Below are 19,426 nucleotides of genomic sequence, written 5' to 3'. Positions count from 1 at the left end.
ATCCGCTAACGCCTGAGGCATGACGATAGACCTGATCTGCCTCGATGCCGACGATACGCTCTGGCACAATATGCGCCACTTCAACGCGACCGAGGACGCGCTGCTCGACATGCTGCGCCCCTTCGCGCAGGCGCAGGTCACGCGTGAGCGGCTGATTGCGTGCGAAACTCGCAACCTCCCGCTCTACGGCTATGGCGCGAAGGGCTTTACGCTTTCGATGATCGAAACCGCCGTCGAACTTGCCGGTGACGCGGTGACTGGCGCGATGATCGAAAGGATATTGGCCGCTGGTCGCGCGCTGCTGGCGCATCCGGTCGAGCTGTTCGACGGGGTCGAGGATACGCTGCGCGCGCTGGCGACTAAGGCGCCTCTGGTGCTGGTTACAAAGGGCGACCTTTTGCATCAGGAAAGCAAGCTCGCGGCGTCGGGCCTGGGCGACCTGTTTTCCGGCATAGAGATTGTCAGCGACAAGAAAGCGGACACATTCCGGGCGTTGTTCGACCGGCATGGCATCACCGCGGATCGGGCCATCATGGCTGGCGATTCGATGCGGTCCGATATTCTTCCTGCGCTGGAGGCGGGAGCATGGGCGGCCTTCATTCCGCAAGACGGCGCCTGGTCGCATGAAATAGCGGCCGCGCCCGACACGCACCCGCGTTTCGTGCAATTGGAGCGGCTTGGCCAGCTACCCGATTGGATCGCAACGTTGCGCTGACGATCAGCCGTTGAGCGCGGCCAGGAAATGCCGGCGACACAGCGCGACATAACGGTCATTGCCGCCAATGTCAGTCTGATCCCCGTGCTGGATCGCCCTGCCCTGCGTATCGACGCGCAGGTTCATCGTCGCCTTGCGCCCGCAGTCGCACACGGTCTTGATCTCTGTGAGCGTGTCGGCAAGGCCAAGAAGATGCGCGCTCCCTTCGAACAGGTCACCGCGAAAATCGGTGCGTAGGCCATAACAGAGCACCGGAATGCCCAAGGCATCGGCGACCGCCGCCAGCTGCCACACCTGATCACGGGTCAGGAACTGCGCTTCGTCCACCAGAACGCAGGACAGCGGCGTCGCTTCATGCTGGCGCGCAACCGCCGCGTAAAGATCGACCCCCGGTTCAAACAGGCGCGCCTGCGCCTCCAATCCGATGCGCGATGCGATACGACCGCTGCCATAACGGGTGTCGACAGCGGCGGTCCACAGCATCGTCGCCATGCCGCGCTCGCGATAGTTGAAGTCGGATTGCAAAAGGGTGGTCGATTTCCCCGCATTCATCGAACTATAGTAGAAATAAAGCTTCGCCATGGCCGCGGGTTTAGCGGATCGTGGGCGCTACGCCAGCCAGGAAGCGGACGAGGGCGTCGGCCAGCGCGATTCGCTTGTCGGAAAAACTATGGTCGGTGGGCCAGACCATCAGCCGCGCCGACGGATTGGCGCCTTGGGCGTCGGCGGCAGCCTTGCGCGCCATGTCGCCGATACCGCGTTCTGCGCCGATGATGCTGAGCGGCCGGCGGCCATAGCCGGCCAGGCGGCGGCCCAGGTCGAACTTGCTTGCATCCGCCTTGATCTCGCCGGTCAGGCTTTCATAGCTTGCACCCGCAAGAGGCGGCAGGTCGCTTTCCACTTCTGCCTTCCAGGCTGCTTCGCCATCGGGAGTCGCGAGCGTCGCGACTGTCTGCGCCGGGTCCCATGGGTCGATCAGGAACAGGCCCGCGACATGCGGCTCTGCTGCCGCCGCATCCGCCGCCATGAAACCGCCCATGCTGTGTCCGGCCACCACGATCGCGCTGGTATCAATGCGATAGCGGGCGACGTTGGCTGGCTGTTGCAGGAATTGAAGCGCGGTAAAGGCATCTTCCGACGCATGGTTGAAGGAAAATACGCCGGGACTGCCCCAGCTGCCGCGATAATGGAGCGTCAGCACGTTCCAGCCCGCACGGCGCGCTGCCTGCGCCAGATCGAGATTCTGCTCGTTGCCCGGAAATCCGTGCAGCAGCAATAAGGTTGGGTGCAGCCCGCCGCCCTGCGCGGTATACATCACTGCATTCATCGCCCCATCCCGTGCGGGAATGACAAAGACGCTCATGCCGGCGGGATGCGTGGCGTCAGGCTTGGGATCGGTCGTGACAGCGGGGTGAATGGCGGCATCGCGCGCCTGCGCATGACCCATGCCAGCCACCAAGATGGCAGCTGCCGTTGCCAAGGCCATCATCTTCATACGCCATCCCCTGTTCCTGCCTGACAAAACGACAGTAGCGACAGGAAGCCGTCACGTCGAAGCTATTCCGAGTCCTCCTGCGGCGCATCCAGATCGCGCGCGACCTTGGGATCGCGCAGCAGCTTGTCGATATGGCTGCCCTCGTCGAAACTTTCGTCCGCCAGGAATTTGAGCCTGGCGGCATATTTCAGGCGGATGCGATGCGCGACTTCGCGCTGGAGATAGGCGGTGTTGGTGCGCAATGCCTTGAGCACCGCGTCTTCATCCTGACCCAGCAGCGACTTGATGAATACGGTTGCATGACGCAGGTCCGGCGACATGCGCACTTCGGTTACGCTGACGACATGGCTGGCGAGCACGTCATCATGCACGTCGCCGCGTTGCAGGATTTCGGACAGGACATGGCGCACTTGCTCGCCGACGCGAAGCAAGCGAACCGACGGTCCTTCGTTCTGCTGTTGAACCATGATCTAAAAAACCTCCTCCCTCCCGGCGGAGGGAGGGGCTTTTCCTACAGTTACAGCGTGCGCTGGCGTTCCTCGACTTCAAACAACTCGAGCATGTCGCCCGCCTTGATGTCGTTGGTGTCCTGCAGCACCGCGCCGCATTCCATGCCGGCGCGCACTTCGGAGACATCGTCCTTGAAGCGACGCAGCGAGGCGATGTTGGTGCGCGACACGATGACATCGTCGCGGGTAAGGCGCGCGGCCAGACCCTTGCGGATGATGCCGTCGAGGACGAGCAGGCCAGCGGCCTTGTCCTTCTTGCCCGCCGGGAACACCTGAAGCACCTCGGCACGGCCGACGACCGTTTCGATGCGCTCGGGCGCCAGCTGGCCTGCCATTTCGCCGCGGACTTCCTCAAGGAGGTCGTAGATCACGTCATAATAGCGGAGCGAGATTTTCTCGCGCTCGGCCAGTTGACGCGCCTTGGCGTTGGGACGGACGTTGAAGCCGATCAGCGGCGCGCGGCTGGCGGCGGCCAGCGTAACGTCGCTTTCGGTGATCGCGCCGACGCCCGAATGCAGGATGCGGACCTTGATCTCGTCGGTCGAAATCTTGTTGAGCGAGGAAACGATCGCTTCGACCGAGCCCTGCACGTCGCCCTTCACCACCACCGGATATTCGATAACCTGGGTGTTGAGCGCAGAGAACATATGTTCAAAGCTGGTCGGCGCGGCGGTCGTGCGCTTCTTGGTCGCCTGTTCCTGACGATAGGCGGCCACTTCACGGGCGCGGGCTTCATTTTCGACGACCGTCATCTGATCGCCCGCCATCGGAACGCCCGACAGGCCCAGCACCTCGACAGGGGTCGAAGGACCGGCGGATTTCACCTGCTGGCCCTGGTCGTTGATCATGGCGCGCACCTTGCCGCTTTCGGCGCCGACGACGAAGGTGTCGCCGACCTTGAGCGTGCCGCGACGGACAAGGATGGTGGCGACGGCGCCGCGTCCCTTGTCCAGTTGCGCCTCGACCACCGTACCTTCGGCATCGCGGTCAGGATTGGCGGACAGTTCGAGCAATTCGGCCTGAAGCAGAATCTTGTCGATCAGGGTGTCCAGACCGGTCTTCTTGAGCGCGGAGACTTCGACGTCCTGCGTCTCGCCGCCCATATCCTCGACGATCACCTCATGCTCCAGAAGGCGCTCGCGCACCTTCTGCGGGTTGGCATCGGGCTTGTCGGTCTTGTTGATCGCCACAATCATCGGCACGCCGGCCGCCTTGGTGTGGTTGATCGCTTCGATCGTCTGCGGCATCAGCCCGTCGTCGGCCGCCACCACAAGGATGACGATGTCGGTGACGTTGGCGCCGCGCGCACGCATCTCCGAGAAAGCCTCGTGACCCGGCGTATCGAGGAAGGTGATGAGATCGCCGCCCTTCGTCTTGATCTGATAGGCGCCGATATGCTGCGTGATCCCGCCGCTTTCGCCCTGCACGACGCTCGTGCCGCGCAGCGCGTCGAGCAGCGAGGTCTTGCCATGATCGACATGGCCCATGATCGTGACGACCGGGGGACGGCTTTTCAGCGTTTCAGGCGCATCTTCTTCGCCCTGCATGCCGATTTCGACGTCGGCGTCAGACACGCGCTGGATGCGGTGGCCGAATTCCTCGACGAGCAGCTCCGCCGTATCCTGATCGATCGGCTGATTGAGCGTGACGGCAGTGCCCATCTTGAACAGGGCCTTGACCAGATCCGCGCCCTTTTCGGCCATGCGGTTGGCGAGTTCCTGCACCGTGATGCTTTCGGGCACGACGACATCGCGCGACTGCTTCTCGCGCGGCTGGCTGCCGCCCGAATAATGGGCGCGGCGTTCTTTCTCACGGGCGCGCTTCAGCGCGGCAAGGCTGCGGGCGCGCGCGCTGTCGTCATCGGCCAGTGCACGGGTGACGGTCAGCTTACCCGACTGGCGACGATTATCGTCGCCCCGCTTGGCGCGCTCGGGCTTAGCCGGCTCGGGTCGCTTGGCCGGCGTAACCGGCGTGAAGCGGCGCGGCGGAGGCATGGTCGACGCCGGAGCAGCGGGTGCGACCGGCGCTGCTTCGGGCGCGGCCTCGGCCGCAGGCGCGGAAGCCTCTGCCTGGGGCTCTTCGGCAGCGGGCTGAGGCGCAGGCTGTGACGCTTCCTCGGCCTCGCGCTGCGATTCCGCTTCGGCGGCGAGGCGATTTTCCTCGGCCCGACGCTTTTCTTCCTCACTGGCGGCCTGGCGCGCGGCATCCTCACGGCGGCGCGCATCCTCCAGCGCGGCCATGCGGGCCTCCTCCGCCTCGCGCAGCAGCTTTTCCTGCAATTCCTTGCGCGACAGCATGGAATTTTGCGCAACCGGGCGGGGCGGCGGCGGCGGCGCGGGCCGTTGCGGCGCGGGCGCGGCGGGCTTGGGATTCGCTTCGGGCGCAGCCGCAGGCGCCGCACCGGTCGTCTCACCGGGCTTGCCCATGGGGACGCGGCGCCGCTTCACTTCAACCACGACCGTATTCTTGCGGCCATGGCTGAACTGCTGCTGCACCTGACCGGATTCGACGGTCCGCTTGATGCCCAGCGGCTTGCGGCCCAGAACCGGCTTGTCTTCCTTGCTGTCACTCATATGTTCGAACTTAACCCTTCACTTCCGCTCCGGCCGGATAGGCCCGCCGGCGCCTTCAATCCTGATGCCCAATCCCGATGCCTAGCCGACGCCCGGCGCGTCGGTGGAGGCAGGCTCCCCATGCGCGGGCGCTTCGGTAGCGCAACCCAGATAGCTTTCCAAGCGGCCGATAGCGCCGCGAAGACGCGCCGCCGCACGCGAGTCGGTAATCGCGATGTGGACGACATTGTCGCGCCCCATTGCCATAGATAGTGCGTCGCGGTCCACAGGCAAGGTGATGCCCGCAAGATCCGTGCCTTCCGCATCCTGGCCGACGCGCAGCGCCTGGTCCAGTTTGCGATTGCCATCGGCCGCCGCATCGGACGCGTGCAACAGCAATCTCACATCGCCCTTGCGGCAGGCGACGTCGATCTTTTCCGACCCCGTCAGCAGCATGGACGCGCGCGCCTCCAGCCCCAGCCGATCCAGCAGCGCCTTGCGCAATCCCTGCTCGATGAGGTCGGGCAGCGTATCGGGTATCTGCAATTCCCCGGTCTTGAAAGCGCGCGCGAGCGCTGCCTTCAGCTTACCCTTGGCCAAGGCGGATTCCAGTTCGGGTCGGCTGACGCCGATCCACGCGCCGCGCCCCGGCGCCTTGGCGCGCAGATCGGGCAAAATCTGTCCCTCCGGCCCGACGGCCAGACGGATGAGCATGGCAGGATCGGCGCGATCGCCGGTCAATATGCATTTGCGTTCGGTCATGGGCGCTCCTCCGCCAGAACGGAAAGCAGGGCAAGTCCAACGCTATGAAATGCGCTTATTCTCTCATCGGGGAGTGTCCGCAACATGGGCGTCCTCCCTGGATAGAGGAACCGCGCGGTCGGCGATCAACTGACCGCCGGCCGCGTAATTTTCAGGAGACACTTCCGAAATGACGATCTGAACGGCAGCCGCCGGCTTCCCCAGCCGCTCGACGAGCGACTGAGTGACGTCGGCAGCAATCGCGGCTTTCTGCTCGCGAGTGGCGCTACCGGCCAGGCGGATGTCGACAAAGGGCATGGGGGTTTCAGGCTTCCTCTTCGAACCAATGCGCACGGGCGGCCATGATGATCTCATTGCCCTGCTCTTCATTGAGACCATAGGCCGACAGGATGCCGCCCTTGTCCTCACTCGTTTCCGACTTACGGCGACGCTGATCGACACGCTTTTTCGCGATCAGTTCGTCGGTGGCAAGATCGGCAAGGTCGTCCAGTGTCTTGATGCCAGCCTTCCCCAGCGTGACGAGCATCGCTTCGGTAAGGTGGGGCATGTCCGCCAGTGCGTCCTCGACGCCCAGCGCCTGACGCTCTTCGCGCGCAGCCGCTTCGCGACGGTCCAGCGCTTCCTGCGCGCGGCTTTGCAGTTCGGCGGCCAGATCCTCGTCAAAGCCTTCGATCGAGGCCAGCTCCTCGACGCTGACATAGGCGACTTCTTCCAGCTCGCCAAAGCCTTCGGCCACCAGAAGCTGCGAGAGGGTTTCGTCGACGTCCAGCTCGTTCTGGAACATTTCGGAACGGGCGACGAATTCCTTCTGACGCTTTTCGCTGGCGTCGGCCTCCGTCATGATGTCGATCGCCTTGCCGGTCAGCTGGCTGGCGAGACGGACATTCTGGCCGCGACGACCGATGGCGAGCGACAGCTGATCGTCGGGAACAACGACCTCGATACGCTCTTCTTCCTCATCGATGACGACGCGGGCGACCTGCGCGGGCTGAAGCGCGTTGACGACGAAGGTCGCGGTGTCTTCCGACCAGGGAATGATGTCGATCTTTTCGCCCTGCATTTCCTGCACGACGGCCTGCACGCGGCTACCCTTCATGCCGACGCAGGCGCCGACGGGGTCGATGCTGCTGTCGCGGCTGATGACGCCGATCTTGGCGCGGCTGCCCGGATCACGCGCCGCGGCCATGATGGTGATGACGCCATCGTAGATTTCGGGAACTTCCTGCGCGAACAGCTTCTTCATGAATTCGGGATGCGCGCGGCTGAGGAAAATCTGCGGCCCGCGATTTTCGCGACGCACGTTCAGCACGACCGAACGGATGCGGTCGCCAACGCGGACGACTTCGCGCGGGATCTGCTGGTCGCGGCGGATGACACCTTCGGCGCGGCCTAGGTTGACGACGACATGGCCGAATTCGACGGACTTGACGACGCCGGTGATGATCTCACCCACGCGGTCCTTATATTCCTCATATTGGCGCTCACGCTCGGCGTCGCGGACCTTCTGGAAGATCACCTGCTTGGCCGACTGCGCGTCGATGCGGCCCAGGTCGATCGCGGGCAGCGGGTCGACGATGAAGTCGCCAATCACCGCGTCCTTCTTCAGCTTTTGCGCCTGCTTCAAGTCGACCTGCTTGAAATAGTCCTCGACCGTTTCGACCACTTCGACGACGCGCCACAGGCGCAGGTCGCCGCTGTCGGGGTCCAGCTTGGCGCGAATGTCGTTTTCCGCGCCATAACGGGCACGCGCGGCGCGCTGGATCGCATCCTCCATCGCCTCGATGACGATGGCCTTGTCGATCATCTTTTCGCTGGCCACCGAATTGGCGATGGCGATCAGTTCGGCCTTGTTGGCGGAAATGGCGTTGGCCATGACTTTATGAACCCTTATTCTTCGGTTTCAAATTCGTCCGCCCCATCGGAGGAGAGCGGCATACTAGCAGCAATCAATGCGTCGGTCAGCAGCAGCTTGGCTTCGTCGACCAGTGCGAAAGGGATTCGGACGGCGCCGGACTTGGCGTCGGTGAAGAGTATCTCCTCCCCGTCCACGCCGTTGACCACACCGCGGAAGCTCTTGTGGCCCGACACGATTTCGCGCGCGGCGATCTTCGCCTCATGCCCGGCCCATTCCTGGAAATCGTGGAGGCGCGTCAACGGCCGGTCGATGCCGGGCGAACTGACTTCCAGACGGTAGGCCTCCTCGATCGGGTCGGCTTCATCCAGCACATCCGAGAGGCGGCGGGAGATGGTGGCGCAATCCTCGATAACCAGCTGTTTGGTCCTGGGATTTTCCGCCATGATCTGCAGCGTATAATCGTCGCCCGACCCGAACAGCTTGATGCGCACAAGGTCAAAGCCCAGGGCCCTTACCTCGGGTTCGATCAAAGCGGTCAATGCGGCGATGTCCGCCATGCGATCTCCAGAAACTATCATGCGCGCTTCCGCGTCGCCGCGAGCATCCGCCCGCGACCCCGACATGTTTGACGATGTAAGGAAGCATTGCTGATATAGGCGGAGCGTCGAATATCTGCAACATTATTCGTGATGGCTCATTCTAGCAGCCATATCGATCGCCCTGTCGACATTGGAGACAATGATGCGCCGCCTTCCGCTTGCTGCCCTGCCCTTCGTCCTGATCGCCTGCTCGGCGGACAATGCAACGGGCCAGAATTCCACCAATTCGGCCGACAAGCCGTTCAAGACATCGATCATCGCCGATTTCGATTCGCCCTGGGCCATGACCTTCCTGCCGGACGGCCGCGCGCTGGTCACGGAAAAGGCGGGAGACATGATCCTGTTCGATCCAAAGAACGGGACGAAAATCCCCGTGTCCGGAATTCCCGCCGTCGACAGCGCCGGTCAAGGCGGGCTGATGGACGTGGTCCTGTCGCCCGAATTCGGGCAGGACAAGACGGTCTATTTCAGCTTTTCCGAAGCCCGCAACGGCGCCAAGGGCGTCGCGCTGGCCAGAGGACAGTTCAATCAGGCGAGCGACGGGACGACGGCGCTGGATGACGTAACGGTGATTTTCCGCGCCAGCCCCTATGTCGAGGGCAATGGCCATTATTCGGGGCGGATCGCCTTTTCACCCGATGGCCAATATCTGTTCTTCACCAATGGCGAACGACAGAAGTTTGATCCAGCGCAGGACCCCAAGGCGACGCTCGGCAAGGTGCTGCGCCTCAATCCCGACGGTACGCCGGCAGCCGGCAACCCGCTCGCCGCGCAGGGATTTGATCCTGCCATCTGGTCCTATGGCCACCGCAATCTGCTGGGGATCGCGTTCGACAAGGGCGGGCGGCTCTGGGAACAGGAAATGGGGCCGAAGGGCGGCGACGAGGTGAACCTGATCAAGCCGGGCCTCAATTATGGCTATCCCAAAGTGTCGAACGGCGACCATTATGATGGCAGACCGATCCCCGATCATGCGCCCGGCGATGGCTTCGAAGCGCCGAAGGTCAGCTGGAACCCGGTCATTTCGCCGGCCGGATTGCTTTACTATTCGGCTGATATGTTCCCGCAATGGAAGAACAGCCTGTTCATAGGCGGCCTGTCCAGCCAAAGCCTGGTGAGGGTCAAGCTGGACGGCGAAAAGGCGTCGAAGGCGGACCAGTGGGACATGGGTGCCCGCATCCGCGAAGTCGAACAGGGGCCGGACGGCGCATTGTGGCTGTTGGAAGATGGCGGCCAGGGATCGCAAGGGCGCATGCTGAAACTGACGCCGACAGGCTAAACAGTTACCCCAGCCGCGGCTGGGGTGACGTTTCGTATCAGACCAACCGGCTCTGCTTGACCGCCGCTTCGATGAAGCTGGCGAAGAGCGGGTGCGGGTCGAAGGGCTTGGACTTGAGTTCCGGATGGAACTGCACACCGACGAACCAGGGATGATCGGGTCGCTCGACGATTTCGGGCAGCGTGCCGTCCGGCGACATACCCGAGAAAATCAGGCCGCCCTTTTCCAGCCGCTCGCGATAGCCCGCATTGACTTCATAGCGGTGGCGATGCCGTTCGCTGATGTCATCGACGCCGTAAATGCCTGCGACCACGCTGTTGCCGGTCAGCTTGGCGGGATAGGCCCCCAGCCGCATCGTGCCGCCCAGATCGGTCTCGGCGGTGCGCTTCTGCAAACCTTCCGCGCTCATCCATTCGGTGATGAGGCCGACGACCGGTTCTGACGTCTCGCCAAATTCGGTGGTGGACGCGTCGGGAATGCCGGCCGTGTTCCGCGCCCCTTCGATGCAGGCCATCTGCATGCCAAGGCAAATGCCGAAGAAGGGCACATTGCGTTCACGCGCGAACTTGACCGATGCGATCTTGCCTTCCGAGCCGCGCACGCCAAAGCCGCCGGGCACGAGAATGCCGTGCATGGGTTCCAGACTGGCCGCAAGGTCGTCGCCCTTCTCGAACAGTTCCGCGTCGATCCACTTGACGTTGACCTTCACCCGGTTGGCAAGGCCGCCATGGTTGAGCGCCTCATAGAGCGATTTGTAGGCGTCGAGCAGGCCGACATATTTGCCGACAACGCCAATCGTCACTTCCCCTTCGGGATTGAGCTGGCGGTCCATGATATCGACCCAACGATCGAGCTTGGGCGGCGGCGCGTCCTGAATACCAAAGGCGCGCAGGACTTCGCGGTCCAGCCCTTCGGCATGATATTGTTCGGGCACCGCATAGATGCTTTTGGCATCACGCGCGGGGATGACCGCTTCGGGGCGGACATTGCAGAAGAGCGCGATCTTCTTGCGCTCGCTGTCGGGCAAAGGATGCTCACAGCGGCACAGCAAAATATCGGGCTGGATGCCAAGCGAGGTGAGGTCGCGCACGCTGCGCTGCGTCGGCTTCGTCTTCAGTTCGCCGGCCGCGGCGATATAAGGCACCAGCGTCACATGGACGAAAATCGACTGGCCACGATCCAGGTCGTTATGCAGCTGGCGAATCGCTTCCATGAAGGGCAGCGATTCGATGTCGCCAACGGTGCCGCCAATTTCGCACAGTACAAAGTCCAGGTCGTCGGTATCGGCCGTCGCGAACGCCTTGATCTCGTCCGTGACGTGCGGGATCACCTGCACCGTCGCGCCCAGATAATCGCCGCGCCGTTCGCGCTGGATGATCGTCTGATAGACGCGCCCCTGCGTCACATTGTCCGACTGGCGCGCGGACACGCCGGTGAACCGCTCATAATGGCCAAGGTCGAGATCCGTCTCCGCCCCGTCGTCGGTGACATAGACTTCGCCATGCTGGTAGGGGCTCATCGTGCCCGGATCGACGTTGAGATAGGGGTCGAATTTCCGGATTCGCACACGGAAACCTCGCGCTTGCAGAAGGGCTGCGAGCGAAGCGGCCATCAGGCCCTTGCCAAGCGAGGAAACCACGCCGCCGGTGATGAAAATATACCGCGTCATGGGAGGAGAGGCTTAGCCTTTCGAAACAACAAAGGGCAAGCGCGCGAATCCACGCGCGCTCAAAAAAAGATCGGAAGATCGGCGGAAGGTTTAGTTGGCGAGCGGAACCGCGTCGTTGGACGCGGGCGCGGACGCCGCATTGGCGGCAGCGCCAGCCAGCGGATCGGTGGTCGTCGGCGCGCTCTGCGTTGCGGGCGCCTGCTTCACCAGCGAGGTATCAATGTCGCTGGGGGCGTGACGCACCGATGCGATCACCGCCATGACGATCGACAACAGCACGAAGATGCTGGCGAGGATCGTGGTCGAGCGCGTCAGGAAATCCGCCGCGCCGCGTGCCGACATAAAACCCGCGGGACTGCCGCCGACGCCCAGGCCACCGCCTTCCGATTTCTGCATCAGGATGACGGTAACCAGCAAGGCGGCGATGATCGCCTGCACGACGAGGAGGAAGGTGAACATGCGACAGGTGTCCGGGACAAGAAAATTGCGTTGGCGGGCACATAGCGACGAAGGCGCGCGGGGGCAACCTGTGAGGGAATCTGCTTACCATCCTCTTGTTTCAAGCGCAGGCGGGAAACGCTGGTAAGGCGCTTCCCGCTTCTCGATTTTGCTCCAAGTAGACGGACCTTATAAGGTCAGGCGGCCGCCTTCATCCGCTGGTCGGCCGCTTCGATGATCGGCGCGAATTTGGCGGCCGATAGGCTTGCGCCGCCGACCAGTCCGCCATCCACATCCGCCAGCCCCATCAGGTCGGCCGCATTGTCGCCATTCATCGACCCGCCATAAAGAATGCGCATCTTGTCAGCCTCCGCACCGATCCGGCTCGCCAGCGCCTTGCGCAAGGCGGCATGCATGGTCGCAACAGCCTCCATGGTCGGGATGCGGCCGGTGCCGATCGCCCAGATCGGCTCATAGGCGACCGCGAGCCAGTCCGCCGCCGCGCCTTCGGGCAGGGAGGCGAGCAACTGATCCGCGACCACCTGTTCGGCGCGACCGGCATCGCGAACGGCCAGCGTTTCGCCGACGCACAGGATGACATTGATGCCCGCCTTGTGCGCAGCCACCGATTTGGCCGCGATGTCGGCATTGGTTTCGCCCCGCGCCTCACGCCGCTCGCTATGACCTGTGATGACCCATGTCGCGCCGGCTTCGGCCAGCATGTCGGCAGACAGCGAGCCGGTATAGGCGCCGCTGATATCCATATGGCAATTTTGCGCACCGATGAAGGCCGCGCCGCGCCGTTCGGACCCCGCCATGATGAGAGTCGCCGGCAGGCAAAGCCCCACTTCGACGTCAGGATGCGCCGCCGCGACACGGCCGATCGCTTCCACTTCATCCAGATGCGCGCGCATCCCGTTCATCTTCCAGTTGCCGACAACCAGCTTGCGCCTGTTCATCCGCCAAGTCCCCTATGTTTATTGCTGCACGCAGCGCCCCCGCACGTCATCGCCGCATCGGGATGCGGCGCCTCCAAGACATGCGCGGGCGCCAGGCAAATGCGATGGACGGGCATCGCGCATTTGTCCAGCCCAAGCCTTGCCGCCGCGCCGTTCCGCCCTTAAAGCGGGCCGCCATACCGCCTGTAGTTCGGACATTTTCATGCTTTCTGTCTTTCGCCGCATCATCCATTCCAAGTTCGGCGCGATCTTCGCGATCCTGTTCCTGGGCGTCATCGCCGCCGCCTTCATCCTGGGCGATGTGACCAGTGGCCAGTTTGGCGGCGCGAGCCTGTCGGGCGGCGGAACAGCGGCCAAGGCCAAGGGATACAAGCTGACCACCGCCGAATTGCAGGACCGGGTGCAGCGCGTGTTTGAAAATGCGCGCCGCTCGAACCCCGAGCTGCAGATCGGCGAATTTTTCGCGCAAGGCGGCGGCGCGCAGGTGTTCGACCAGCTGGTGCAATCACTGGCGCTGCGCGCCTATGCCGATGATCAGGGCATTCATATTTCCAAGCGCCTGGTCGACGCCCAGATTGCGCAGATCCCTGCGTTTCAGGATGCGGCTGGCAATTTCAGCAATGATAATTTCCGCGCCCTCCTGGCGCGCGAGCGGCTGAGCGAACAGGCGTTGCGCGACGATATCAGCCGCGAAATCCTGCAGCGCCAGTTGCTGGCGCCCATCGGCATCGGCGCGCGTCCGTCGGAAAATCTGGTGCTGCCCTATGCCTCGCTGCTGCTCGAAGCGCGGCAGGGCCAGGTTGCCGCCATTCCGGCCGTCGCGTTCCTGGACGACAAGGACCCGACCGACGCGCAGCTGGCTGACTTTTACAAGAAGAACAGCGACCGCTTCACCATCCCCGAACAGCGCCGCATCCGCTATGCCGTGATTGACGCAGACCGTTTCGCGCAGGCCTCGGCGCCGAGCGACGCGGAGATCAGCGCCTACTATAATCAGAACAAGGCGAATTATGCGGCGAGCGAGAACCGCAGTGTCGAACAGCTTGTGCTGCCGACGGAGGCGGGCGCGAAGGCGATCGCCGCGCAGGTGAAGGCGGGCAAGTCCCTGCCGCAGGCGGCCCAGGGCGCCGGCCTGTCGGTATCCTCGCTGGACGCGCAAAGCCGCGCCCAGTTGACCAGCGCGACGAGCAAGGCCGTGGCCGACGCGGTTTTCGCCGCCAAGCAGGGCGAACTGGTCGGGCCAGTGCGTGGTCCGCTTGGCTGGCTGCTGCTGCGCGTGACCGCCGTGCAGGACAAGCCTGCCCGGCCGCTGACCACCGTGCGTGACGAAATCGTCAAGGTGCTGCGCGTGCAGAAGGAAAAGCAGCTGCTTGACGATTTCACCGCCAAGCTGGAGGATCAGATCGCAGATGGCGGGACCTTCGATGAAGTGGCCAAGGATAACGGCCTGACGCTTGAGACCACCCCGCCGCTGCTGGCGACCGGCAAGCAGGTGAAGGACATGGCCTATGTCGCCCCTGCGGATGTTCAGCCGCTGCTTGCCCCGGCTTTCGCCATGAGCGCGGATGATGACGCGCAACTGGTGCCGATCACGCCCGACAAGCGCTATGCGCTGATCGCGCCCGGGCAGATCATCGCCGCGGCCCCGCCGCCGCTGGCCGAGGTCAAGCCGCTGGTGCAGGCGCAATATAAGCTGAATGCCGGCAACCAGAAGGCCAAGGCGCTGGCGGAACAGATCCGCGCCAAGGTGGCGAAGGGCACGAAGCTGGCGGACGCGATCAGCCAGGCGGGCGTCAAGCTGCCCGCGCCGCAGACGCTGGGCGGCCGCCGCGCCGACATCATGCGCGCCGAACAGCGCCCGCCGGCGGAAGTGTCGATCCTGTTCGCCATGGCGGAAAACAGCGTCAAGACGCTGCCGATCAGCGAAGGCCGCGGCTATTTCGTGGTCCAGTTGACCAAGATCGAGCGCGGCGACGCGAAGGACAATCCCCAGTTGCTGGCGCAGGTGCGCGACCAGATGGGTGAGGTGATTGGCCAGGAATATGGCGAGCAGTTCGAACGCGCGGTCGAAAAGGAACTGGGCGTGACGCGGAACCCCAAGGCCGTCGAGCAGGTGCGCGCTGCACTGGCTGCAAACAATAGCGGCGGCCAGTAAATATGGCGGATGGGGGGAATGACGGCATTGCCGCTGCACGCGCGGCCTTATCGCGCGGTGAGTCGGCGCTGATCTGGCGGCGGCAGATTGCGGATACCGACACGCCTATTTCCGCCGCGCTCAAATTGTTCGAACCCGATCGCGGCGATTATCTGCTGGAATCGGTCGAAGGCGGTTCCGTGCGCGGACGACATAGCCTGATCGGCCTTGCCCCTGACCTGGTTTTCAGGGCCAATGGCCAGCAGGCCGAAATCAATCGGCAATGGGCGACGGATCGTGATGCGTTCGTACCGCAAACGGACAGCGCGCTCGACGCGCTACGCGCCCTTGTCGCCGAATGCCGGGCGGAGATGGACCCCGCGCTGCCGCCAGCGCTGGCCTGCCTGGTCGGATATTTTGGTTATGAGACGGTGGGGCTGGTCGAAAAACTGCCCCGTCCGACTCCGAACCCGATCGGTGTGCCCGACATGTTGTTCGTGCGGCCAACGGTAATCCTAGTGTTCGACCGGCTGGCCGACGCCCTCTACATCGTCGCGCCCGTTTGGAGGGGCAGCTTCACTGACGTCGATCGCGCCATCTCCGACGCGCTCGAGCGGATCGACGCGACCGCCGCGCGGCTCGCGGCCCCCATCCCTGCCGACTCGTCCGCAAACGAGATCGCCGATATTGCCGTTACGCCCATCTTGCCCCCCGAACGTTACGCGCAGATGGTGGAAGCGGCGAAGGACTATATCGTCGCCGGGGACATATTTCAGGTCGTGCTGGCGCAACGCTTCACCAGCCCCTTCACCTTGCCGCCGATCGCCCTGTATCGCGCGTTGCGGCGTATCAATCCGTCTCCCTTCCTCTATTATCTCGACCTGCCCGGATTTGCACTGATCGGGTCCAGCCCCGAAATATTGGTGCGCGCGCGCGATGGCGAAGTGACGATCCGTCCGATCGCCGGGACGCGCCCCCGCGGCAAAAATGCGGTCGAGGACGCGGCCAACCGAGAAAGCCTGCTTGCGGACCCCAAGGAGCGGGCCGAGCATCTGATGCTGCTGGACCTGGGCCGAAACGACGTCGGGCGCGTGGCGGCCGCCGGGTCGGTCACGGTGACGGAAAGCTACAGCGTCGAATTTTACAGCCATGTCATGCACATCGTATCCAACGTCGTCGGGCAACTGGCCGATGGCAAGGACGCCATTGATGCGCTGTTCGCCGGATTCCCCGCGGGCACGGTATCGGGCGCGCCCAAGGTGCGGGCTTGCGAGATCATCGCGGAACTGGAACATGAGACGCGTGGCGCCTACGCCGGCGGCGTCGGCTATTTCGGGCCGGACGGCAATATGGACAGTTGCATCGTGCTGCGCACGGCCGTGCTGAAGGACGGCGTCATGCATGTACAGGCGGGCGCGGGGATCGTCGCGGATTCCAACGCCGAATATGAGCAGCGCGAATGCGAAGCGAAAAGCGGGGCGCTATTGGCTGCAGCACGCGAGGCGGTCGCTCTGGCGCGCCAGTGCAACTTCGGGCAATGACCTGTCGTTATCGGCAGGCGCGCCCGCCCATCGCGCCGCGTTCGGCCTGATCGAGGTGAAAATGATCGCGATGCGCGGCGTTATAGTCCGGTGACAGGACGGTCGAGAAAAGATTGCAGGCGCCGTCCCGCACCTCATGCAGAAACGCGGCGTCGTCCCCCTCCCCTTTCCAGTCACCCAGCACGCTGACCTGCCGGCCATCCTTCAACTGAAAGGCCGCAATATCGATCGCGTCGGCGGTTGCGTGTTCGCTGAAATCCCCTTGGCTGCGCCCATAAAGCCGGCGGCAGCTATAGCTGCCAAAATGCCGGATCGACCGGACGGGCTGGCCATAGATACGCTGAGCGGCCGGCTGCACCACTTGCCATTCCCACAGCTTCAAGGCCGCAACCACCGGGCAGGATGGGGCCACAGCGGCCGGGGCCAGCAGGATGGCGTCATCGTCGGCGCGCAGACGCACGGCATCGGCATAGGCGCACTGGTCCGCGCCGCCCGGCTCCAAAGCGACATAATCGACGCCCGCCCGGTCCAGCAGCGCCTTGCAGGCAGCGGCATCCCCGGTCAGCGCGGCCAGCTTGCGCCCGGTGAACAGGCCGATCGGCTGCGCCAGGTCAAGCTCTGTCCAGGGCAAGTCCTGCGGTCGCTGCCGTAGCCAGGCATAGGCCAGCAGCGCCAGGGCAAGCAGACAGCCCATCACAAGGAAAGCGCGCAGCGTCAGGTGCAGTTTTCGCATATCCTAAGCACGCTGAACCCTGTCCGTTGGTTCCGCGGTCACGGGATAGCCCAGATGATCGGGGATACACAGATGCGGCACGCCGTCGCGATCTTCGTGCCAGGGTTGGATCTTCTCGACGGGAAATGCGGCCGCGTGGGAGAGCAAATCGACGAAGTTCCGATGCGCGGCCAGCCGCTCGAGATTGCGGCGGGTCGGGTAGATGACGCGGCCCTTCCCCGCATCGCAGAGCGCCAGCGTATCGGCCGCACTGCTCCAGAACAGGCGGACATTTTCGCTGCTGTCCACCGTCGCAAATTGTCCTTCGGGCGCGCCGGCCAGATAAAAGCGAGCGTCGAACACCCGCGTCGCGTAATCGAATGGCGACGGATGCCAGCGCGCAAAGGGCGTAAGCGCCCCCAGATCAAGGCCCAGATTATGGCGATCCAGCAGATCCCCCAGGAGCGCGCCATCCTGCAATCCATCGCGCAGGCGCAGGATCATCGCCTGGTCCACATCGCCGGTGATGGCGATGGCAAGGCCGGCCTCTTCTATCGTTTCGCGAACGGCGGCAATTCGCGCGGCCGCTTCGTCCAATGGCAGCCCTGTCTCATATCGCGCGGCAAGCAGCTGGTCCGCTTCGTCGACCGCTCCGCCCGGAAAGACCAGCGCGCCGGCCGCGAAGGACATGGTGGAGGCGCGCTCCATCATCAGCAGTTCCGCCGCCTTGCCGGGGCGATCGCGCACGATCACGACCGTAGCCGCCGGCCGGGTCAAAATATCATGGTCTGTCATGGATATGCTCTAGGCCCATAGCCCCAAGCCGGTAAAGTCCTTCCCAACCAGCCCGATTAAGGGGTTGGTGGAGCCTAGGGGGATCGAACCCCTGACCTCGTCATTGCGAACGACGCGCTCTCCCAGCTGAGCTAAGGCCCCTTGAAGGAGCGCTGCCTATAAGCGACCGATTTGAGCCGCGCAATGGTATTTTGCGCAAAATGACGAACCGGCTTTCATGGTGGACCGTGCGCCGAAATGCACTGGTGGCAGGACATTACTCGTCCGTAACGCCCGGAACGTTGGCGTGGGCTGCTCATTGATAGCAGCGACGGCGCCCCCTGCGTCGCCTGATACGCATAAGGAGATAGACCATGGGTTACCAAGGCGGAGGCCGCTACGGTGATGATCGCTATTCCTCCAACTGGGACCGCGGCGAACGCTATCGCGGGCAGCGGGATTATCGACGCGACGACAACTATCGCTATGGCACGCGCGGCCAGTTCGGCGGACCGGACATGCGCCGCCGTCCCGACGACTATGATCCCGAAGAGCGGGGCTTTTTCGATCGCGCGGGTGATGAAGTCCGCAGCTGGTTCGGTGACGAGGAAGCGGAACGTCGCCGCGAATATGACGAATATTATAATCGCCCCTATGGCGACCCGCGCGACCAGTCGAGCCGGATAGGCTTCGCGTCGGCCGGGCGCAGTGATTATCTGCCGGGTCGGGGTTATGCCCCCTATACCAATGAGCGCAGCGGCTTTGGCAGCGAGGATCATGGCTATCGCACCCGCGCCTTCGGCCCGCAGCGCGATCAGAATGCCCATCATGACAGCAACTATCACGCCTGGCGGCAGCAGCGGATCGACGAACTAGACCGTGACTATGCCGAATATCAGCGGGAGAATCGCGATCGCTTCGATAACGAGTTCGGCACTTGGCGGGCACGCCGAGGCGAGCAGCGGCAAGCGGTCACGCAGGTCAAGGAGCATATGGAGGTCGTCGGCAGCGATGGCGAGCATGTCGGCACCGTCGACAAATGCCGGGGCGACCGCATCATCCTGACCAAGAATGACGAGGATGCCGGTGGCGTACACCATTCGATCCCGTCGAGCTGGATCAAGTCGGTGGACGCCACGCGAGTCACCCTCGAAAAAACCGCCGAGCAGACACAGGACGCATGGCGGACGGAGCGCGAGCAAAGCGCAATGTTCGGCGATCGCGCCGAAGGTCTTGACGGCGGCTGGAGCAGCGAAGGCTTTGCCAGCAGCAACAGCGGCTATGGCAACCGCTATCGCTAAGCCAGATTGAATGTGAGGAAAGGCCCGGCGCGATTGCCGGGCCTTTTTCTGTGGTCCGATCACCGGCGGCAATGGGGCCGAAGCGGCTTTGCCCTTGCCCCCAAAGCTGCGATGCCCGACATAGGACCTGTC

General features: G+C 63.6%; 18 protein-coding genes and 1 tRNA gene. 5 read left to right on the top strand and 14 right to left on the bottom strand.

Annotated features, from left to right (window positions below):
- Positions 1 to 19: 19 nt before the first annotated feature.
- A complete protein-coding gene (locus SAB01S_RS06300; RefSeq protein ID WP_062732239.1) occupies positions 20 to 715 on the top strand; it encodes an HAD family hydrolase in 696 nt (231 codons plus the stop codon).
- Between the two features lie 3 nt (positions 716 to 718).
- Here SAB01S_RS06300 and SAB01S_RS06295 read toward each other — a convergent pair whose 3' ends face one another.
- From SAB01S_RS06295 to rimP, 8 genes are all read right to left on the bottom strand, one after another.
- Complete coding sequence (locus SAB01S_RS06295) at positions 719 to 1,297, bottom strand: thymidine kinase (RefSeq protein WP_062732238.1); 579 nt, start codon at positions 1,295 to 1,297, stop codon at positions 719 to 721.
- A gap of 10 nt (positions 1,298 to 1,307) precedes the next feature.
- Positions 1,308 to 2,201, bottom strand: coding sequence for an alpha/beta hydrolase family protein (locus tag SAB01S_RS06290; RefSeq protein ID WP_439646659.1), 894 nt, complete (start codon positions 2,199 to 2,201; stop codon positions 1,308 to 1,310).
- Positions 2,202 to 2,272: 71 nt separating this feature from the next.
- On the bottom strand, positions 2,273 to 2,677 hold the full coding sequence (rbfA, locus tag SAB01S_RS06285; RefSeq protein WP_062732236.1) for a 30S ribosome-binding factor RbfA: 405 nt from the start codon (positions 2,675 to 2,677) through the stop codon (positions 2,273 to 2,275).
- 50 nt (positions 2,678 to 2,727) lie between these two features.
- Complete coding sequence (gene infB, locus SAB01S_RS06280) at positions 2,728 to 5,292, bottom strand: translation initiation factor IF-2 (RefSeq protein WP_062732235.1); 2,565 nt, start codon at positions 5,290 to 5,292, stop codon at positions 2,728 to 2,730.
- An 81-nt stretch (positions 5,293 to 5,373) separates the two neighbouring features.
- Positions 5,374 to 6,033, bottom strand: a complete 660-nt coding sequence (locus SAB01S_RS06275; RefSeq protein ID WP_021226933.1) for a DUF448 domain-containing protein — start codon at positions 6,031 to 6,033, stop codon at positions 5,374 to 5,376.
- A gap of 63 nt (positions 6,034 to 6,096) precedes the next feature.
- Positions 6,097 to 6,330 (bottom strand): tautomerase family protein, encoded by a 234-nt coding sequence (locus SAB01S_RS06270; protein ID WP_062732234.1) that lies wholly within the window; start codon positions 6,328 to 6,330, stop codon positions 6,097 to 6,099.
- A gap of 7 nt (positions 6,331 to 6,337) precedes the next feature.
- Positions 6,338 to 7,906: a transcription termination factor NusA gene (gene nusA / locus SAB01S_RS06265; protein ID WP_062732233.1), complete on the bottom strand. Its 1,569-nt coding sequence runs from the start codon at positions 7,904 to 7,906 to the stop codon at positions 6,338 to 6,340.
- A gap of 14 nt (positions 7,907 to 7,920) precedes the next feature.
- Positions 7,921 to 8,445: a ribosome maturation protein RimP gene (rimP, locus tag SAB01S_RS06260; protein ID WP_062732232.1), complete on the bottom strand. Its 525-nt coding sequence runs from the start codon at positions 8,443 to 8,445 to the stop codon at positions 7,921 to 7,923.
- 184 nt (positions 8,446 to 8,629) lie between these two features.
- On the opposite strand from rimP, the gene SAB01S_RS06255 reads away from it, so the two are divergent.
- Entirely contained in the window at positions 8,630 to 9,766 is a 1,137-nt protein-coding gene (locus SAB01S_RS06255) for a PQQ-dependent sugar dehydrogenase (protein ID WP_062732365.1), read from the top strand.
- 37 nt (positions 9,767 to 9,803) lie between these two features.
- Here SAB01S_RS06255 and pyrG read toward each other — a convergent pair whose 3' ends face one another.
- From pyrG to tpiA, 3 genes are all read right to left on the bottom strand, one after another.
- On the bottom strand, positions 9,804 to 11,435 hold the full coding sequence (gene pyrG / locus SAB01S_RS06250; RefSeq protein ID WP_062732231.1) for a CTP synthase: 1,632 nt from the start codon (positions 11,433 to 11,435) through the stop codon (positions 9,804 to 9,806).
- Between the two features lie 90 nt (positions 11,436 to 11,525).
- Positions 11,526 to 11,894: a preprotein translocase subunit SecG gene (secG, locus tag SAB01S_RS06245; RefSeq protein WP_062732230.1), complete on the bottom strand. Its 369-nt coding sequence runs from the start codon at positions 11,892 to 11,894 to the stop codon at positions 11,526 to 11,528.
- A gap of 176 nt (positions 11,895 to 12,070) precedes the next feature.
- Positions 12,071 to 12,832, bottom strand: coding sequence for a triose-phosphate isomerase (tpiA, locus tag SAB01S_RS06240; RefSeq protein ID WP_062732229.1), 762 nt, complete (start codon positions 12,830 to 12,832; stop codon positions 12,071 to 12,073).
- A gap of 202 nt (positions 12,833 to 13,034) precedes the next feature.
- On the opposite strand from tpiA, the gene SAB01S_RS06235 reads away from it, so the two are divergent.
- Both SAB01S_RS06235 and trpE read left to right on the top strand, forming a co-directional pair.
- On the top strand, positions 13,035 to 14,987 hold the full coding sequence (locus SAB01S_RS06235; protein ID WP_062732228.1) for a peptidyl-prolyl cis-trans isomerase: 1,953 nt from the start codon (positions 13,035 to 13,037) through the stop codon (positions 14,985 to 14,987).
- A 2-nt stretch (positions 14,988 to 14,989) separates the two neighbouring features.
- Positions 14,990 to 16,507, top strand: coding sequence for an anthranilate synthase component I (gene trpE / locus SAB01S_RS06230; RefSeq protein WP_062732227.1), 1,518 nt, complete (start codon positions 14,990 to 14,992; stop codon positions 16,505 to 16,507).
- A 7-nt stretch (positions 16,508 to 16,514) separates the two neighbouring features.
- Here the strand turns inward: trpE and SAB01S_RS06225 are convergent, their stop codons facing one another.
- The 3 genes from SAB01S_RS06225 to SAB01S_RS06215 form a co-directional block, all read right to left on the bottom strand.
- Positions 16,515 to 17,240 (bottom strand): extensin-like domain-containing protein, encoded by a 726-nt coding sequence (locus tag SAB01S_RS06225; RefSeq protein WP_062732226.1) that lies wholly within the window; start codon positions 17,238 to 17,240, stop codon positions 16,515 to 16,517.
- A 3-nt stretch (positions 17,241 to 17,243) separates the two neighbouring features.
- Positions 17,244 to 18,014, bottom strand: a complete 771-nt coding sequence (locus SAB01S_RS06220; protein ID WP_062732225.1) for an NUDIX hydrolase — start codon at positions 18,012 to 18,014, stop codon at positions 17,244 to 17,246.
- 65 nt (positions 18,015 to 18,079) lie between these two features.
- Positions 18,080 to 18,155, bottom strand: a tRNA-Ala gene (locus SAB01S_RS06215).
- A 212-nt stretch (positions 18,156 to 18,367) separates the two neighbouring features.
- Between SAB01S_RS06215 and SAB01S_RS06210 the strand changes: the two genes are divergently transcribed.
- The gene (locus tag SAB01S_RS06210) at positions 18,368 to 19,294 is read left to right on the top strand and encodes a DUF2171 domain-containing protein (protein WP_062732224.1); all 927 of its coding nucleotides are present in this window, start codon (positions 18,368 to 18,370) and stop codon (positions 19,292 to 19,294) included.
- Positions 19,295 to 19,426: the final 132 nt, after the last annotated feature.

It is taken from the genome of Sphingobium abikonense NBRC 16140 (assembly GCF_001598335.1).
GTDB lineage: Bacteria > Pseudomonadota > Alphaproteobacteria > Sphingomonadales > Sphingomonadaceae > Sphingobium > Sphingobium abikonense.
This window is presented reverse-complemented; position numbering and strand designations above follow the sequence as displayed.

Excerpts from the sequence above, each read along its gene's own strand:
- SAB01S_RS06300 (WP_062732239.1), top strand. The coding sequence starts at position 20 with ATGACGATAGACCTGATCTGCCTCGATGCCGACGATACGCTCTGGCAC.
- SAB01S_RS06295 (WP_062732238.1), bottom strand. The coding sequence starts at position 1,297 with ATGGCGAAGCTTTATTTCTACTATAGTTCGATGAATGCGGGGAAATCG.
- SAB01S_RS06290 (WP_439646659.1), bottom strand. The coding sequence starts at position 2,201 with ATGGCCTTGGCAACGGCAGCTGCCATCTTGGTGGCTGGCATGGGTCAT.
- rbfA (WP_062732236.1), bottom strand. The coding sequence starts at position 2,677 with ATGGTTCAACAGCAGAACGAAGGACCGTCGGTTCGCTTGCTTCGCGTC.
- infB (WP_062732235.1), bottom strand. The coding sequence starts at position 5,292 with ATGAGTGACAGCAAGGAAGACAAGCCGGTTCTGGGCCGCAAGCCGCTG.
- SAB01S_RS06275 (WP_021226933.1), bottom strand. The coding sequence starts at position 6,033 with ATGACCGAACGCAAATGCATATTGACCGGCGATCGCGCCGATCCTGCC.
- SAB01S_RS06270 (WP_062732234.1), bottom strand. The coding sequence starts at position 6,330 with ATGCCCTTTGTCGACATCCGCCTGGCCGGTAGCGCCACTCGCGAGCAG.
- nusA (WP_062732233.1), bottom strand. The coding sequence starts at position 7,906 with ATGGCCAACGCCATTTCCGCCAACAAGGCCGAACTGATCGCCATCGCC.
- rimP (WP_062732232.1), bottom strand. The coding sequence starts at position 8,445 with ATGGCGGACATCGCCGCATTGACCGCTTTGATCGAACCCGAGGTAAGG.
- SAB01S_RS06255 (WP_062732365.1), top strand. The coding sequence starts at position 8,630 with ATGCGCCGCCTTCCGCTTGCTGCCCTGCCCTTCGTCCTGATCGCCTGC.
- pyrG (WP_062732231.1), bottom strand. The coding sequence starts at position 11,435 with ATGACGCGGTATATTTTCATCACCGGCGGCGTGGTTTCCTCGCTTGGC.
- secG (WP_062732230.1), bottom strand. The coding sequence starts at position 11,894 with ATGTTCACCTTCCTCCTCGTCGTGCAGGCGATCATCGCCGCCTTGCTG.
- tpiA (WP_062732229.1), bottom strand. The coding sequence starts at position 12,832 with ATGAACAGGCGCAAGCTGGTTGTCGGCAACTGGAAGATGAACGGGATG.
- SAB01S_RS06235 (WP_062732228.1), top strand. The coding sequence starts at position 13,035 with ATGCTTTCTGTCTTTCGCCGCATCATCCATTCCAAGTTCGGCGCGATC.
- trpE (WP_062732227.1), top strand. The coding sequence starts at position 14,990 with ATGGCGGATGGGGGGAATGACGGCATTGCCGCTGCACGCGCGGCCTTA.
- SAB01S_RS06225 (WP_062732226.1), bottom strand. The coding sequence starts at position 17,240 with ATGCGAAAACTGCACCTGACGCTGCGCGCTTTCCTTGTGATGGGCTGT.
- SAB01S_RS06220 (WP_062732225.1), bottom strand. The coding sequence starts at position 18,014 with ATGACAGACCATGATATTTTGACCCGGCCGGCGGCTACGGTCGTGATC.
- SAB01S_RS06210 (WP_062732224.1), top strand. The coding sequence starts at position 18,368 with ATGGGTTACCAAGGCGGAGGCCGCTACGGTGATGATCGCTATTCCTCC.